Genomic DNA, 15518 nt, shown 5'->3' on the forward strand with positions numbered 1-15518 from the left:
GACTTACTCCTCGTGCTCCCCGGCCGAAGGCTGCGTGCCCTCGGCGCCCTCGACGGCCGGTGCGTCGGCCGCCTCGGTCTCGTTCTCGTCGGCCTCGACCTCGTCAGCTTCCTGACCGGCCTCGGCGTTACGGGCGATGCCGACCACGGCATCGCGCTTGCCCAGGTTGATCAGCTGGACGCCCATGGTGTCACGGCCGGTCTCCCTGACTTCATTGACGCGCGTACGAATCACACCACCGCTGAGCGTGATGGCGAGAATCTCGTCCGTTTCGTCCACCACGAGCGCCCCGACGAGGGACCCGCGGTCCTCCACGATCTTCGCGGCCTTGATGCCCAGACCACCACGGCCCTGGACGCGGTACTCGTCGACGGCCGTCCGCTTGGCGTAGCCGCCGTCGGTCGCGGTGAAGACGAACGTACCGGGCCGGACCACGCTCATGGAGAGCAGTTCGTCTCCTTCTCGGAAACTCATGCCCTTCACGCCCGAGGTCGCACGGCCCATCGGGCGCAGCGCGTCGTCGGTCGCCGTGAAGCGGATCGACTGCGCCTTCTTGCTGATGAGCAGCAGGTCGTCCTCGGAGGACACCAGCTCGGCGCCGATCAGCTCGTCGTCGCTGCCGTCCTCGGTCTCCCGGAGGTTGATCGCGATGACGCCACCTGAACGGGGGGAGTCGTAGTCCTTCAGCGCCGTCTTCTTCACCAGGCCGCCCTTGGTGGCCAGGATCAGGTAGGGCGCCGCGTCGTAGTCGCGGATGGCGAGGATCTGCGCGATCTTCTCGTCCGGCTGGAAGGCCAGCAGGTTCGCCACGTGCTGCCCGCGCGCGTCGCGGCCGGCGTCCGGCAGCTCGTACGCCTTGGACCGGTAGACCCGGCCCTTGTTCGTGAAGAACAGCAGCCAGTGGTGCGTGGTGGAGACGAAGAAGTGGTCGACCAGGTCGTCCTGCTTCAGCTTCGTACCGCGCACGCCCTTGCCGCCGCGCTTCTGCGAGCGGTAGTCCTCGGTCTTGGTGCGCTTGACGTAGCCGCCGTGCGTGATCGTGACGACGATGTCCTCTTCGGCGATCAGGTCCTCGATGGACATGTCACCGTCGAAGGGCACCAGCTTGGAACGCCGGTCGTCGCCGAACTTCTCGACGATCGCCGCCAGTTCCTCGCTCACGATGGAGCGCTGGCGCGACTCCGAGGCCAGGATGGCGTTGTACTCGTTGATCTTCGCCTGGAGCTCGTCGTGCTCGGCGACGATCTTCTGGCGCTCCAGGGCCGCGAGGCGGCGGAGCTGCATCTCCAGGATCGCGTTCGCCTGGATCTCGTCGATCTCCAGGAGGCCCATCAGGCCCTCGCGCGCGATCTCGACCGTGTTGCTGCGCCGGATCAGCGCGATGACCTCGTCGATCGCGTCGAGCGCCTTGAGCAGACCGCGCAGGATGTGGGCGCGCTCCTCCGCCTTGCGCAGGCGGAACTTCGTGCGCCGGACGATGACCTCGATCTGGTGCGTCACCCAGTGGCGGATGAAGGCGTCGATCGACAGCGTGCGCGGCACGCCGTCCACCAGCGCCAGCATGTTCGCACCGAAGTTCGTCTGCAGATCGGTGTGCTTGTAGAGGTTGTTCAGCACGACCTTCGCGACGGCGTCCCGCTTGAGGACGATCACCAGGCGCTGGCCGGTCCGCGAGGAGGTCTCGTCGCGGACGTCGGCGATACCGCCGACCTTGCCGTCCTTGACCAGGTCCGCGATCTTCTGCGCGAGGTTGTCGGGGTTGGTCTGGTACGGGAGCTCCGTGACCACCAGGCACTGGCGGTTCTGGATCTCCTCGACCTCCACCACCGCGCGCATCGTGATGGAGCCGCGACCGGTCCGGTACGCCTCCTCGATGCCCTTGCGGCCCACGACCAGGGCGCCCGACGGGAAGTCCGGGCCCTTGATCCGCTCGATCAGCGCGTCCTGGAGCTCCTCGTGCGAGGCCTCCGGGTGCTCCAGCGCCCACTGCGCACCGGCCGCGACCTCGCGGAGGTTGTGCGGCGGGATGTTGGTCGCCATGCCCACGGCGATGCCGGCGCTGCCGTTGACCAGCAGGTTCGGGAAGCGCGCCGGGAGCACGGTGGGCTCCTGGTTGCGGCCGTCGTAGTTGTCCTGGAAGTCGACGGTCTCCTCGTCGATGTCCCGGAGCATCTCCATGGCCTGCGGCATGAGCTTGCACTCGGTGTAGCGCATCGCGGCGGCCGGGTCGTTGCCCGGGGAGCCGAAGTTGCCGTTGGAGTCCACCAGCGGCATGCGCATCGACCACGGCTGGGCCAGGCGGACCAGGGCGTCGTAGATGGAGCTGTCACCGTGCGGGTGGTAGGTGCCCATGACGTCGCCGACGACGCGGGCGCACTTGTAGAAGCCCTTCTCGGGCCGGTAGCCGCCGTCGTACATCGCGTACAGCACACGACGGTGGACGGGCTTGAGGCCGTCCCGTACGTCGGGCAGCGCACGCGAGACGATGACGGACATCGCGTAGTCGAGGTAGGAGCGCTGCATCTCCGTCTCGAGCCCGACGGGCTCGATGCGCAGCACGGGCTGCTCCTCCGCGGGGTTCTCTGCGGTGGGGGTGGTTTCGTCGGCCATTGCTGGTCAGAAATCCTTTCAGGCGGCGGTCAGCGTCGGGCCGACTCAGATGTCGAGGAAGCGGACGTCCTTGGCGTTGCGCTGGATGAAGGAGCGCCGGGCCTCGACGTCCTCGCCCATCAGCACCGAGAACAGGTCGTCGGCCTGCGCCGCGTCGTCGAGCGTGACCTGGCCGAGCACGCGGTGGTCCACGTCCATGGTGGTGACGCGCAGTTCCTCGGCGTTCATCTCGCCCAGACCCTTGAAGCGCTGGATCGAGTCTTCCTTGATCCGCTTGCCGTTCTGCTTGCCGAGCTCCACGAGGGCGTCGCGCTCGCGGTCCGAGTACGCGTACTCGAAGTCGTCGCGACCCCACTTGATCTTGTAGAGCGGCGGGCGCGACAGGTACACGTGGCCGGCCTCGACCAGCGGGCGCATGAAGCGGAAGAGGAAGGTCAGCAGCAGGGTGTTGATGTGCTGGCCGTCGACGTCGGCGTCCGCCATCAGGATGATCTTGTGATAGCGGAGCTTCTCGATGTCGAAGTCCTCGTGGACACCGGTGCCGAAGGCGCTGATCAGCGCCTGGACCTCGGTGTTCTGGAGGATCTTGTCGATGCGCGCCTTCTCGACGTTCAGGATCTTGCCGCGGATGGGCAGGATGGCCTGGTACATCGGGTTGCGGCCGGACTTGGCCGAGCCGCCGGCGGAGTCGCCCTCGACGATGAAGATCTCGCACTTGGTCGGGTCGTTCGACTGGCAGTCGGACAGCTTGCCCGGCAGCGAGGCGCTCTCCAGGAGGCCCTTGCGGCGCGTCAGGTCACGGGCCTTGCGGGCCGCGACGCGCGCCGTGGCCGCCTGGATCGACTTGCGGATGATGTCCGCGGCCTCGACCGGGTTGCGGTCGAACCAGTCGTTGAGGTGCTCGTGCACGACCTTCTGCACGAAGGTCTTGGCCTCCGTGTTGCCCAGCTTGGTCTTCGTCTGGCCCTCGAACTGGGGCTCGCCCAGCTTGACCGAGATGATCGCTGTCAGACCCTCGCGGATGTCCTCGCCGGCGAGGTTGTCGTCCTTCTCGCGGAGCAGCTTCTTGTCACGCGCGTAGCGGTTGACCAGACCGGTCAGCGCCGCGCGGAAGCCCTCCTCGTGGGTGCCGCCCTCGTGCGTGTGGATCGTGTTCGCGAAGGAGTAGACGCCCTCGGTGTACTGCGAGTTCCACTGCATCGCGATCTCGACCGAGAGCATGCGCTCCTTGTCCTCGGCCTCGACGTCGATGACGGTCGGGTGAATCAGCTCGCCCTTGCGCGAGTTGAGGTACTTCACGAAGTCGACGATGCCGCCCTCGTAGTAGTACTTCACCGTGCGCGCGGTCGGCTCTGCCGTGTCCGCGTCGGGGTCGTCCGCGCCGACCGTGGCCTTCGCCGACTCGCGCTCGTCCGTCAGCGTCAGGGTCAGGCCCTTGTTGAGGAAGGCCATCTCCTGGAAGCGCCGCGACAGCGTCTCGAAGGAGTACTCGGTCGTCTCGAAGATGTCGCCGTCGGCCCAGAAGGTGACCGAGGTGCCGGTCTCGGCGGTCTCCTCGTTCTTGGCCAGCGGGGCCGTCGGCACGCCCAGCTTGTAGTCCTGGGTCCAGCGGTGGCCGTCCGTCTTGACCTCGACCGCGACCTTGGTCGACAGGGCGTTCACGACGGACACGCCGACGCCGTGCAGACCGCCGGAGACCGCGTAGCCGCCGCCGCCGAACTTGCCGCCCGCGTGCAGGACCGTCAGGACGACCTCGACGGCCGGCTTGCCCTCGGACGGGACGATGCCGACCGGGATACCGCGACCGTTGTCGACCACGCGCACCCCACCGTCGGCGAGGATCGTCACGTCGATGGTGTCCGCGTGCCCGGCCAGCGCTTCGTCGACCGAGTTGTCGACGACCTCGTAGACGAGGTGGTGCAGACCACGCTCACCCGTCGAGCCGATGTACATACCCGGCCGCTTGCGGACCGCGTCCAGGCCCTCGAGGACCTGGATCGCACTGGCGTCGTAATTCTTCTCGTTGGAGTCGCCGGAATCGGCCACGAAGCGCCCTTTCTGGCACAGCGCAGCCCGTACCCCGGACCAGCAAGTGCGCCGGCGGGAGCGGCCGCGTCGATCTGCGTTGTATGCGTGATCCCGCGAACGGGCGGGATTTGCTCCAGTCTACCGGTACCACGGACATGAATGGGGGTTTGCCGGTACCTGAGTCCGCATGTGCCGCCCTGAACCTCCTCTCTCCGACTCCCCACATTCGGGGAGGGGCTCAAAGAGGCTCACACGGGCACCCAGCGCTTCGGGCTGTCAACCTCCGGCTACCGTGAGGGACGCCACCCGCCGACGCGGGCACGACAGCGGTCCGCGGGTGCTACTCACCCGTAGGTATCGCCGGGTCCGGTGCTCCCGGGAGCCCGCCAGGGCCCGTACCCCTTAGGGCGTCCGCCCGGTCCCTGCACCTTGATCAGGCGGACCGTGCCCTGCCCCAGATCCGCGTTCAGCCGCGCCACCAGCTGCGGGGCCAGCAGCTTCAGCTGCGCCGCCCACGCCGAGGAGTCGCATCTCACGACCAGCTCACGGTTCTCGTACCGCTGCGGTTCACAGTGCGCCGCGATCTCGGGGCCGACGATCTCCGCCCAGCGCTCCATCACGCCCGCCACCGCCATCGGCATCTCCCAGCCGCGCTCGGTGCGCAGCCGGTCCAGCGCCGCCATCAGCGGCATCGGGTCCCGGCCGTCGGCGCGTGCGCCCGACCGCAGCCCCGGCTGCTGCTGGCGCTTCCTGCCGCCCGCCGCGTTGCCCCGGGCCCGCGCCTGCTCGCGCGCCGCCGCGAGGGCCTGACGGGCCAGGTCCACCCCGGAGGGCTCCGGGGCCTTGCGCCCCTGCTGCGGGTCCTTGCCCTGCTCGTTCACAACCGGGTCACCTCACCGCCGGACACCCCGAACCGCGCTCCCACCAGCACCCCCGGGACGTCGTCGTCCACGGCCGCCGTCACGAGCACCTGCTCGCCCGGCGCCACCAGCTCCGCCAGCCGCTCCCGGCGCCGCGCGTCCAGTTCCGCGAACACGTCGTCCAGGATCAGCACCGGCTCGCTGCCCTCCGAGCGCAGCAGCTCGTACGAGGCCAGCCGCAGCGCCAGCGCGTACGACCAGGACTCGCCGTGGCTGGCGTACCCCTTGGCGGGCAGCTCCCCCAGCCGCAGGGCCACGTCGTCGCGGTGCGGGCCGACCAGGGTCACCCCGCGCTCGATCTCCTGCTTGCGCACCTCGCCGAGCGCGGCCAGCAGCACCTCGTACAGGGCCTCGCGGGTGCGTGCCTCGCCGCTGTCCACCGGCTCGCCGGCCGAGGACCTGTAGGACAGCCCCAGCGGGCCGCCGCCGGGCGCGAGCTGCTCGTAGGCCTTGTCCGCCAGCGGCAGCAGCGTCGCGATCAGGTCCATGCGCTGCGCGAGCAGCTCGGCGCCCGCGCGCGCGAGGTGCTGGTCCCACACGTCGAGGGTGGACAGGTCCATCGAGCGGCCGCCGTGCCGCCGGGCCATCGCCGCGGACTTCAGCAGGGTGTTGCGCTGCTTGAGGACGCGCTCGTAGTCGGAGCGGACCCCGGCCATCCGCGGGGAGCGCGCGGTGACCAGCTCGTCCAGGAACCTCCGCCGCTCGCCCGGGTCGCCCTTGACCAGGGCCAGGTCCTCCGGTGCGAACAGCACCGTCCGTACGATCCCCAGCACGTCCCGCGGCCTGACCTGCGAGGACCGGTTGATCCGGGCCCGGTTGGCGCGGCCCGGGTTCAGCTCCAGCTCGACCAGCTGCTGGCGCTCGCCCTGGGTGACGGCCGCGCGGACGACCGCCCGGTCCGCGCCCATCCGTACGAGGGGGGCGTCCGAGGAGACCCGGTGGCTGCCCAGGGTCGCGAGGTAGCCGACCGCCTCGACGAGGTTGGTCTTGCCCTGCCCGTTGGGACCCACGAAAGCCGTGACGCCCGGGTCGAGGGGAACCTCGGCCCGGGCGTACGAGCGGAAGTCGGCCAATGAGAGATGCGAAACGTGCATACGGCGCCGACCTCCCCCGGCTTCCCAATCTGCTCTTCGTGGTGCTGTGCTGCTGCCTGCTGCGGGCGCTCAGGCCTTCTCGACCGCGTGGCCGCCGAACTGGTTGCGCAGGGCGGCGATCATCTTCATCTGCGGGGAGTCCTCCTGGCGCGAGGCGAACCGCGCGAACAGCGACGCGGTGATCGCGGGCAGCGGTACGGCGTTGTCGATCGCCGCCTCCACCGTCCAGCGTCCCTCGCCGGAGTCCTGCGCGAAGCCCTTCAGCCGCTCCAGGTGCTCGTCCTCGTCGAGGGCGTTCACGGCCAGGTCCAGCAGCCAGGAACGGATGACGGTGCCTTCCTGCCAGGAGCGGAAGACCTCGCGTACGTCGGTGACCGAGTCCACCTTCTCCAGGAGCTCCCAGCCCTCGGCGTAGGCCTGCATCATGGCGTACTCGATGCCGTTGTGAACCATCTTCGCGAAGTGGCCCGCACCGACCTTGCCGGCGTGCACGGCGCCGAACTCGCCCTCGGGCTTGAGGGCGTCGAAGACCGGCTGGACGCGCGTGACGTGGTCCTTGGCGCCGCCGTACATCAGCGCGTAGCCGTTCTCCAGGCCCCAGACGCCGCCGGAGACACCGCAGTCGACGAAGCCGATGCCCTTGGCCGCCAGCTCCTCGGCGTGCTTCTCGTCGTCCGTCCAGCGGGAGTTGCCGCCGTCGACGACGACGTCGCCGATCGAGAGCAGCTCGCCGAGTTCGTCGATGGTGGACTGCGTCGCCGCGCCGGCGGGGACCATGACCCACACGACGCGGGGGGCCTGCAGGCTGTCCACAAGTTCCCGGAGGCTGTGGACGTCCGCGAGGTCCGGGTTGCGGTCGTATCCGATGACGGTGTGGCCTGCGCGGCGGATGCGCTCGCGCATGTTGCCGCCCATCTTGCCGAGACCGACGAGACCAAGCTCCATCAGGTGGTTCCTTAAGCGTTGTGGCCGTCTTTGCCGGGGCAGCCCGGGCCGTGTCCTCGCGGGACGCGCGGGGGGTCGCCCACCGGATCCGAGCCTACGCCGGGCCGTGGCGACGGGCCCCGCGGGCGCTCCATGGCGACCGGACCGGCTTCCCGGTTTCCCGGCGCCCTCCCCAGCCTGTGGACGACGTCGGGCCCGGTCCGCAGCAGCGTGCGAGACCGGGCCCGACGTCGACAGGTGGTGCGTCAGCCGGACAGGCGCACCGGCATGATCAGGTACTTGTAGGCCTCGTCCGCCTCCGCGTCGACCGCCGGGCGGCCGCTGAGCAGCGCGGGCTTGGTCGACGTGGTGAAGCTGAGCTGGGCCACGGGCGAGGCGATCGCGCTGAGGCCGTCCAGCAGGAAGGTCGGGTTGAAGGCGATCGAGATGTCGTCGCCGTCCAGCTGGGCGTCGACCCTTTCCACAGCCTGTGCGTCGTCGGAGGAGCCGGCCTCCAGGATCAGCACGCCCTGCTCGAAGCTCAGGCGGACCGGGGTGTTGCGCTCGGCCACCAGCGCCACGCGCTTGACGGCCTCGACGAAGGGCGCGGTCTCGATCACGGCGATCGAGTTGAACTCCGTCGGGAACAGCGTCCGGTACTTGGGCAGGTCGCCCTCGAGCAGCCGGGTGGTGGTGCGGCGGCCGGCGCCCTCGAAACCGATCAGGCCCTCGCCCGCACCGGAGCCGGACAGCGCCAGGGTGACGGTGTCACCGCTGGTCAGCGAGTTGGCGATCTCCTGGAGCGTCTTGGCGGGCACCAGGGCCACGGCCGACGCCTCCGGGTTCTCCGGCTTCCACAGGAACTCGCGGACCGCGAAGCGGTAGCGGTCGGTGGAGGCCAGGGTGACGCGGTCGCCCTCGATCTCGATGCGGACACCGGTCAGCACCGGCAGCGTGTCGTCACGGCCGGCGGCGGTGGCCACCTGCTTGGCGGCGGAGGCGAAGACCTCGCCGGCGACGGTGCCGGTGGCGGTCGGCATCTGCGGCAGTGCCGGGTACTCCTCCACAGGCAGGGTGTGGAGTGTGAATCGCGAGGAGCCGCAGACCACGGTCGCCCGTACACCGTCTGTGGAAATCTCCACCGGGCGGTTGGGGAGGGCCCGGCAGATGTCGGCGAGCAGCCGGCCGGAGACCAGGACGGTGCCGTCCTCCTCGACGTCCGCCTCGACCGAGACGCGGGCCGAGACCTCGTAGTCGAAGCCGGAGAGGCTCAGGGTGCCTTCCTCGGCCTTGAGCAGCAGGCCCGCGAGGACGGGCACCGGCGGCCGGGCCGGGAGGCTACGGGCCGCCCAGGCCACCGCCTCCGCGAGTACGTCGCGCTCCACCCGGATCTTCACCGGAACCGCCTCCTGCTGTTGCTCGCTCGTCTGCCGGCCTTCGTCGTCGGCTCGTCGATGCCTCGACCGATGCCGGGGACCAGTCTGACGTACGGCGCCGACACTCGGTGCGGCCGGCGGTCAAGTCGGGAGCGAGGCGTCGGGACGGGCGACCGACGAGTTGTGCACAGGACCTGCTTGAAAACCGAAACCGGCCTAACTCTCTATGGGGGTAGTAGTAGGGCCTGTGGAAACGGTGGATAAGCCCGTCATCGCAGGTCAGAGTGCGTTTTTTATCCACCGACCCTGTGGGTGACACCGGTGGACAACACGGTGTTCCTGTGGAGAACGAAAAGTTCTGCACAGGCTGTCCCCAGGTGGCCCCGACTACTCCACAGGTGTGTCCCCAGCTTTCCCCCGGTACTCCACAACCCAAACGTCTACATCCGTGTGACGGCTTTCACTCCGGGCGGTGAGAGGGGGTGGCGGGTTGCCGAACAGTGGACAAGGGTGTGGAGAAGTCCGCAGAACCTGTGCACAGCATGAGGGAACCTGTGGGGTGGCGGTGGACAACGGCGTGGACAGAGCTGTGGACGAGTTTTCTGTCCACAGCCTGTGGATGACGCTTGCGCACAAATCCACAGGGTTCTGACCAGGCCTGATGGATCCTCAACAGCCACCCCTGTGGACAGATTGTGGGCGACGCGGGCAGTCCCCAGGGTGTGGACGGAAGAAAGTCGCCGAATCTGTGGATGAGTTGCTCTCCAGGGGGCGTATTCGAACAGGTCAGGGGCGCACGCACGAAGAAGGGCGCCCCCGTCGTGGACCGGGAGCGCCCTCTGAATGCGTTTGAAGGGGGTCTGACGCGGCGCCGGTCGAGCCGACCGGCGCCCGCGCTCAGCCGTTCTTGATGCGGTTGGTGAGCTCCGTGACCTGGTTGTAGATGGAGCGCCGCTCGGCCATCAGAGCGCGGATCTTGCGGTCGGCGTGCATCACCGTGGTGTGGTCGCGGCCGCCGAACTGCGCCCCGATCTTGGGCAGCGACAGGTCGGTGAGCTCCCGGCACAGGTACATGGCGATCTGCCGGGCGGTGACCAGGACCCGGCTGCGCGAGGAGCCGCACAGGTCGTCCACGGTCAGGCCGAAGTAGTCCGCGGTGGCCGCCATGATGTCGCTGGCCGTGATCTCCGGCGCGCTGTCCTCGCCGCCCGGGATCAGGTTCTTGAGGACGTCCTCGGTGAGGCCCAGGTCGACCGGCTGCCGGTTGAGGCTCGCGAAGGCCGTGACCCGGATCAGCGCCCCCTCCAGCTCGCGGATGTTGCGCGAGATGCGGGAGGCGATGAACTCCAGTACCTCCGGCGGGGCGTTGAGCTGCTCCTGGACCGCCTTCTTGCGCAGGATCGCGATGCGGGTCTCCAGCTCGGGCGGCTGGACGTCCGTGATCAGGCCCCACTCGAAGCGGTTGCGCAGCCGGTCCTCGAGGGTGACGAGCTGCTTGGGCGGCCGGTCGGAGGAGAGGACGATCTGCTTGTTGGCGTTGTGGAGCGTGTTGAAGGTGTGGAAGAACTCCTCCTGCGTCGACTCCTTGCTCGCGAGGAACTGGATGTCGTCGACGAGCAGGATGTCCATCTCGCGGTAGCGCTTGCGGAACGCATCGCCCTTGCCGTCGCGGATCGAGTTGATGAACTCGTTGGTGAACTCCTCGGAGCTCACGTACCGCACGCGGGTGCCGGGGTAGAGGCTCCGCGCGTAGTGCCCGATGGCGTGCAGCAGGTGCGTCTTGCCGAGGCCCGACTCCCCATAGATGAAGAGGGGGTTGTAGGCCTTCGCCGGCGCCTCGGCGACGGCCACCGCGGCGGCGTGCGCGAAGCGGTTGGACGCGCCGATGACGAACGTGTCGAAGAGGTACTTGGGGTTCAGCCGGGCGGTCGGCTCCAGCGGACCCGAGGTGGAGCCGCCGGACGGGGCCGGGGGCGGCGCGGGCCGGCCGGGAGCCTGGCGCGGCGCGGGCTGTTCGTAGGACTGCTGCTCGTATTGATGGGGCTGGTGCGACTGCTGCTGCTCGTACGGGGACTGCTCGTACTGCTGCTGGTCGTATGAGCCCTTGTCATAGGAGGACTGGTCGTACTGCTGCTGGTCGTAGCCCGATGGCTCGGATTGCTGGAGGTAGCCCGGCTGCGGGGAGGCGTACGGGTCGCGCTCGGGGAAGCCGCCCAGGCGGGGCTGCTGCCAGCCGTAGTCGTCCTGCTGCCCGCCGCGGGGCCACGCGCCGGGCTCGGGGCGCGGCTGCTGGTAGTCCGGGTAGGCAGGACGGGCCGTGGGGAGCTGGTCGTCCGAGGGGCCGCCGCCCGGGCGCTGGCCGCCGTACGGCTCGTAGCCGCCGGGCTGCTGGACGGGCGGGGCGGCGGGGGCGGGCTCGCCGGCCGAGTCGTCCACCGTGATGGCGATCCGGATGGGGCGGCCGCACTCCCGGCTGAGCGCGTCGCTGATCAGCGGGGCGAGGCGGCCTTCGAGGACGCGCTTGCCCCACTCGTTGGGGACGGCGAGCAGGGCGGTGTCGGCGACGAGTGCCAGGGGCTGGCACCGCTCGACCCACTGCTTGTCCTTGGGCTCGATGCCCGGCTGTCCCTCCCCGAGGAGCTTCTCGAGCACCCTTGGCCACACTGCGGCAAGATCGGCAGGTACGTCAGCCACAGAGCACGCTCTCTCACAGGGGTCCCACGAATGTGTGGTTCTTTGGGACGGTCGGGACAAAAAATCCGGGGTCAGGCAACGGTAGTCAGGCCAGAGCCTGCGGTTCAAGTCGTTGTCCACAGCCTGTGCACAGTGTGGGCCAGGGCGGGCTCGGTTTGACCGGATGGCGTAGCCGCGCGTACCGTAACGAGGTCGAGTTGTCGATGGCTGCTGCCGCCTGCCTACCGATGGGCGAAGGTCACTGATAGTGATCATTTAGCGGTGCCACTCGGGCGAACACGCGAGTTTCCTCGTGGGCGCACGGTGACAGCCAGGCGATGTCCCGCCACAACGATTCATTCTCTGGAGCCCCCGAGTGAGCAAGCGCACCTTCCAGCCGAACAACCGCCGTCGTGCCAAGACCCACGGCTTCCGCCTGCGGATGCGTACCCGTGCCGGTCGCGCGATCCTCGCGAACCGTCGTTCCAAGGGCCGCGCCGCCCTTTCCGCGTAACAGCGCGCAGGTCGTGACGTCGTGCTGTCTCCCGAGAATCGGCTGAGGCGGCGCGAGGACTTCGCGAGCGCGGTACGCCGAGGACGCCGGGCCGGTCGCCCACTCCTCGTCGTCCACCTACGTACAAGCGGTGCAACGGACCCGCACGAGTCGGGGGAGATCGATCCCTCGTCGCGTGCGGGTTTCGTCGTCAGCAAGGCCGTCGGCAACGCCGTCATACGGAACCGGGTGAAGCGCCGTCTTCGCCATCTGGTCCGCGAGCGGCTGTCGCAGCTGCCCGCCGGTAGCCTGGTGGTGGTACGAGCGTTGCCCGGAGCGGGCGATGCCGGCCCCGACGAACTGGCCCGGGACCTGGATGCCGCTCTGGTGCGGCTCCTGGGAGGCGTGGCTCGATGAAGTACCCGCTGCTCGCTTTGATCAAGCTGTACCAGTGGACGATCAGTCCGCTGCTCGGGCCGGTGTGCCGCTATTACCCGTCGTGTTCGCACTACGGGTTCACGGCCATCGACCGGCATGGTGCGGTGAAGGGGACAGCGCTGACCGCCTGGCGGATCCTGCGGTGCAATCCGTGGTCCCCGGGTGGCGTGGACCATGTCCCACCCCGTAAACGCCCGCGTTGGCACGAGCAGCTGCGCAGTGCGTTGCGTAGATCTCGCAATGCTCAAGGAGCCTGATTAGTGGACACGATCGCCGGTCTGTTCAGCTTTATCACCACACCCGTTTCCTGGATCATCGTCCAGTTCCACTCGCTGTACGGGGCGATCTTCGGGCCGGACAGTGGATGGGCCTGGGGCCTGTCCATCGTGTCCCTGGTGATCTTGATCCGTATCTGCCTGATCCCGCTCTTCGTGAAGCAGATCAAGGCGACGCGTGGCATGCAGGCGCTCCAGCCGAAGATGAAGGCGATCCAGGAGCGCTACAAGAACGACAAGCAGCGTCAGTCCGAAGAGATGATGAAGCTGTACAAGGAGACGGGCACCAACCCGCTCTCCTCGTGCCTTCCCATCCTGGCGCAGTCGCCGTTCTTCTTCGCGCTGTACCACGTGCTGGCGAACATCGCCGATGGCAAGACCATCGGCGTCCTGAACCAGCAGCTCGTCGACAGTGCCCGTGAGGCCAAGATCTTCGGCGCGCCGATCGCCGCCAAGTTCATGGACAGCTCCGAGAAGGTCGCCGCCCTCGGCGCCTCTCTCACCGACGTCCGGGTCGTGACCGCGGTCATGATCGTCATGATGTCGCTGTCGCAGTTCTACACCCAGCGTCAGCTGATGCAGAAGAACGTCGACCTGTCGGTCAAGACGCCGTTCATGCAGCAGCAGAAGATGCTGATGTACATCTTCCCGGTGATCTTCGCGGTCATGGGTATCAACTTCCCCGTCGGTGTCCTCGTCTACTGGCTGACCACCAACGTCTGGACCATGGGTCAGCAGATGTACGTGATCAACCAGAACCCGACGCCGGGCAGCAAGGCGCAGGACCAGTACCTGACGCGGCTGCTCAAGCACGCCACCTCGCACGGTGAGGTCAAGGGCCGGGGCAAGAAGAAGATCGTCGCTGCCATCGTGGCCAAGGGGCCGGACCGCAACGACAACGAGCGGAAGTTCATCACGGCCCTGTCGAAGCAGGGCCTGGCCGCTCAGGCGGACGGTTCCGTGATCAAGAGTTCCGAGTCCACGGCGGATTCGGATGCCGCGAGCGGCGGTGCCGCGAAGCGGCAGCAGCCGAAGCGGCAGACGAAGTCGCAGCGCCAGACGCCCACCAAGCCCTCTCCCAAGAAGTAAGAAGGAGTCCCTCCCGTGACGGAAGGCACCACCACCGCCGCCGCTGAGAGTGGCGACACCCTGACCCGCCTCGAGCAGGAGGGTGAGATCGCGGCCGACTACCTCGAGGGTCTGCTGGACATCGCAGACCTGGACGGCGACATCGACATGGACGTCGAGGCCGACCGGGCCGCGGTGTCGATCGTCAGTGACTCCGCCAGCCGCGACCTGCAGAAGCTCGTGGGCCGCGACGGTGAGGTTCTGGAGGCCCTGCAGGAGCTGACCCGCCTGGCCGTCCACAGGGAGACCGGGGACCGCAGCCGGCTGATGCTGGACATCGCCGGGTTCCGCGCGAAGAAGCGCGAGGAGCTGGCGGCCCTGGGCGCGAAGGCGGCGGCGGACGTGAAGGCGTCCGGCGAGCCGCTGAAGCTGGCTCCGATGACCCCGTTCGAGCGGAAGGTCGTCCACGACGCCGTGGCGGCCGCCGGTCTGAAGAGCGAGTCCGAGGGCGAGGAGCCGCAGCGCTTCGTCGTTGTGCTCCCGGCCTGATCGCCAGCATGAGTGTTCGGCCCCGTCTGTGTCGCAGGCGGGGCCGATGTTTGTCAGCCTGGCAAGTGAACGACGCGGCATCTTGAATACGTGGTCTTCGGGACCACGAGGTACGGAAGGACGGTCCCCGTGACGGAGGCAGCTGAGCTTCCCGAGGCGCCCGAAGAGGCGCGCGCGGTGTTCGGTGAGTTTTTCCCGGAAGCTGTGCGGTATGCGGAGCTGCTCGCGGACGCGGGAGTCAAGCGCGGCCTGATCGGGCCGCGCGAGGTGCCGCGGCTCTGGGAGCGGCACCTGCTGAACTGCGCAGTCCTGTCAGAGGTGGTGCCCCAGGGCGTCACCGTGTGCGACGTCGGCTCGGGTGCGGGTCTGCCCGGCATCCCGCTGGCGCTCGTGCGGCGCGATCTCAAGATCACCCTGCTCGAGCCGCTGCTGCGGCGGACGACCTTCCTCCAGGAGGCCGTGGAGCTGCTGGGCCTCGACCACGTCACCGTGGTGCGTGGGCGGGCCGAGGAGGTCCTGGGCAAGCTCCAGCCGGTGCACGTGGTGACGGCGCGTGCGGTGGCTCCGCTGGACCGGCTGGCCGGCTGGGGCGTTCCCCTGCTGCGCCCGTACGGGGAGATGCTGGCGCTCAAGGGCGACACCGCCGAGGAGGAGCTGGTGTCGGCCAAGACGGCGCTGACGAAGCTCGGTGTGGTGAAGACCTCGGTGCTGCAGGTGGGCGAGGGGCTGGTGGACCCGCTGTCGACGGTGGTCCGGGTCGAGGTCGGAGAAAGCCCCGGTGGGGTGAGGTTCGCGGCCAAGCGGGCTAAGGCCGCCAGGGTCGGACGGACTCGCCGGCGTCGTTGATTCGCTGGTTGTGTGGGGCCCGCGCGGAGATTTCGTCTGCGTTGGGCCCTATAGGTATGCATTTCGGAGTGTCGAAGAGGCCTGAAGACTCCGTCCGGGCATCGTGTTTCACGTGAAACGTCGCTCTCTGCTGCACGGAATCATCAGCCGCGGTCGTGCGGCTGCGTCCCCCCTCCAGCGCAAGGACGCAAGGGGGACGGAGTTGTCCACATCGGTGGATTCAT

At 68.5% G+C, this 15518-nt stretch carries 12 protein-coding genes and 1 pseudogene; 6 read left to right on the forward strand and 7 right to left on the reverse strand.

The window, feature by feature from the left end; translation table 11 throughout:
- Positions 1-3: 3 nt before the first annotated feature.
- The 7 genes from gyrA to dnaA form a co-directional block, all read right to left on the reverse strand.
- Positions 4-2610 (reverse strand): DNA gyrase subunit A, encoded by a 2607-nt coding sequence (gene gyrA / locus E6U81_RS13205; protein ID WP_136230279.1) that lies wholly within the window; start codon positions 2608-2610, stop codon positions 4-6.
- 45 nt (positions 2611-2655) lie between these two features.
- The gene (gene gyrB / locus E6U81_RS13210; protein WP_136230280.1) at positions 2656-4677 is read right to left on the reverse strand and encodes a DNA topoisomerase (ATP-hydrolyzing) subunit B; all 2022 of its coding nucleotides are present in this window, start codon (positions 4675-4677) and stop codon (positions 2656-2658) included.
- Positions 4678-4982: 305 nt separating this feature from the next.
- Positions 4983-5519: a DUF721 domain-containing protein gene (locus E6U81_RS13215; protein ID WP_136230281.1), complete on the reverse strand. Its 537-nt coding sequence runs from the start codon at positions 5517-5519 to the stop codon at positions 4983-4985.
- A complete protein-coding gene (gene recF / locus E6U81_RS13220; RefSeq protein WP_136230282.1) occupies positions 5516-6652 on the reverse strand; it encodes a DNA replication/repair protein RecF in 1137 nt (378 codons plus the stop codon). The genes E6U81_RS13215 and recF overlap by 4 nt, the downstream gene beginning before the upstream one ends.
- A 69-nt stretch (positions 6653-6721) precedes the next feature.
- On the reverse strand, positions 6722-7597 hold the full coding sequence (gene gnd, locus E6U81_RS13225; RefSeq protein WP_136230283.1) for a phosphogluconate dehydrogenase (NAD(+)-dependent, decarboxylating): 876 nt from the start codon (positions 7595-7597) through the stop codon (positions 6722-6724).
- 245 nt (positions 7598-7842) lie between these two features.
- Entirely contained in the window at positions 7843-8973 is a 1131-nt protein-coding gene (gene dnaN / locus E6U81_RS13230; protein ID WP_136230284.1) for a DNA polymerase III subunit beta, read from the reverse strand.
- A gap of 876 nt (positions 8974-9849) precedes the next feature.
- On the reverse strand, positions 9850-11646 hold the full coding sequence (dnaA, locus tag E6U81_RS13240) for a chromosomal replication initiator protein DnaA (RefSeq protein ID WP_136230285.1): 1797 nt from the start codon (positions 11644-11646) through the stop codon (positions 9850-9852).
- A gap of 355 nt (positions 11647-12001) precedes the next feature.
- On the opposite strand from dnaA, the gene rpmH reads away from it, so the two are divergent.
- From rpmH to rsmG, 6 genes and pseudogenes are all read left to right on the forward strand, one after another.
- Positions 12002-12139 carry a 50S ribosomal protein L34 gene (gene rpmH / locus E6U81_RS13245; protein WP_018547628.1) on the forward strand — a complete coding sequence of 46 codons (138 nt, stop codon included), beginning with the start codon at positions 12002-12004 and terminating at the stop codon, positions 12137-12139.
- A 21-nt stretch (positions 12140-12160) separates the two neighbouring features.
- Entirely contained in the window at positions 12161-12535 is a 375-nt protein-coding gene (gene rnpA, locus E6U81_RS13250; protein ID WP_078848045.1) for a ribonuclease P protein component, read from the forward strand.
- Positions 12532-12786: pseudogene (gene yidD, locus E6U81_RS13255) on the forward strand (membrane protein insertion efficiency factor YidD); the annotation flags it as partial. The gene rnpA and the pseudogene yidD, both read left to right, overlap by 4 nt.
- A 30-nt stretch (positions 12787-12816) precedes the next feature.
- The gene (yidC, locus tag E6U81_RS13260) at positions 12817-13920 is read left to right on the forward strand and encodes a membrane protein insertase YidC (protein WP_136230286.1); all 1104 of its coding nucleotides are present in this window, start codon (positions 12817-12819) and stop codon (positions 13918-13920) included.
- A 15-nt stretch (positions 13921-13935) separates the two neighbouring features.
- Positions 13936-14448: a R3H domain-containing nucleic acid-binding protein gene (locus E6U81_RS13265; RefSeq protein ID WP_054227241.1), complete on the forward strand. Its 513-nt coding sequence runs from the start codon at positions 13936-13938 to the stop codon at positions 14446-14448.
- 129 nt (positions 14449-14577) lie between these two features.
- Complete coding sequence (rsmG, locus tag E6U81_RS13270; RefSeq protein ID WP_030647475.1) at positions 14578-15294, forward strand: 16S rRNA (guanine(527)-N(7))-methyltransferase RsmG; 717 nt, start codon at positions 14578-14580, stop codon at positions 15292-15294.
- The last annotated feature ends 224 nt before the right edge of the window (positions 15295-15518 follow it).

It is taken from the genome of Streptomyces sp. A0592 (genome assembly GCF_004795115.1).
Classification (GTDB): Bacteria; Actinomycetota; Actinomycetes; order Streptomycetales; family Streptomycetaceae; genus Streptomyces; species Streptomyces erythrochromogenes.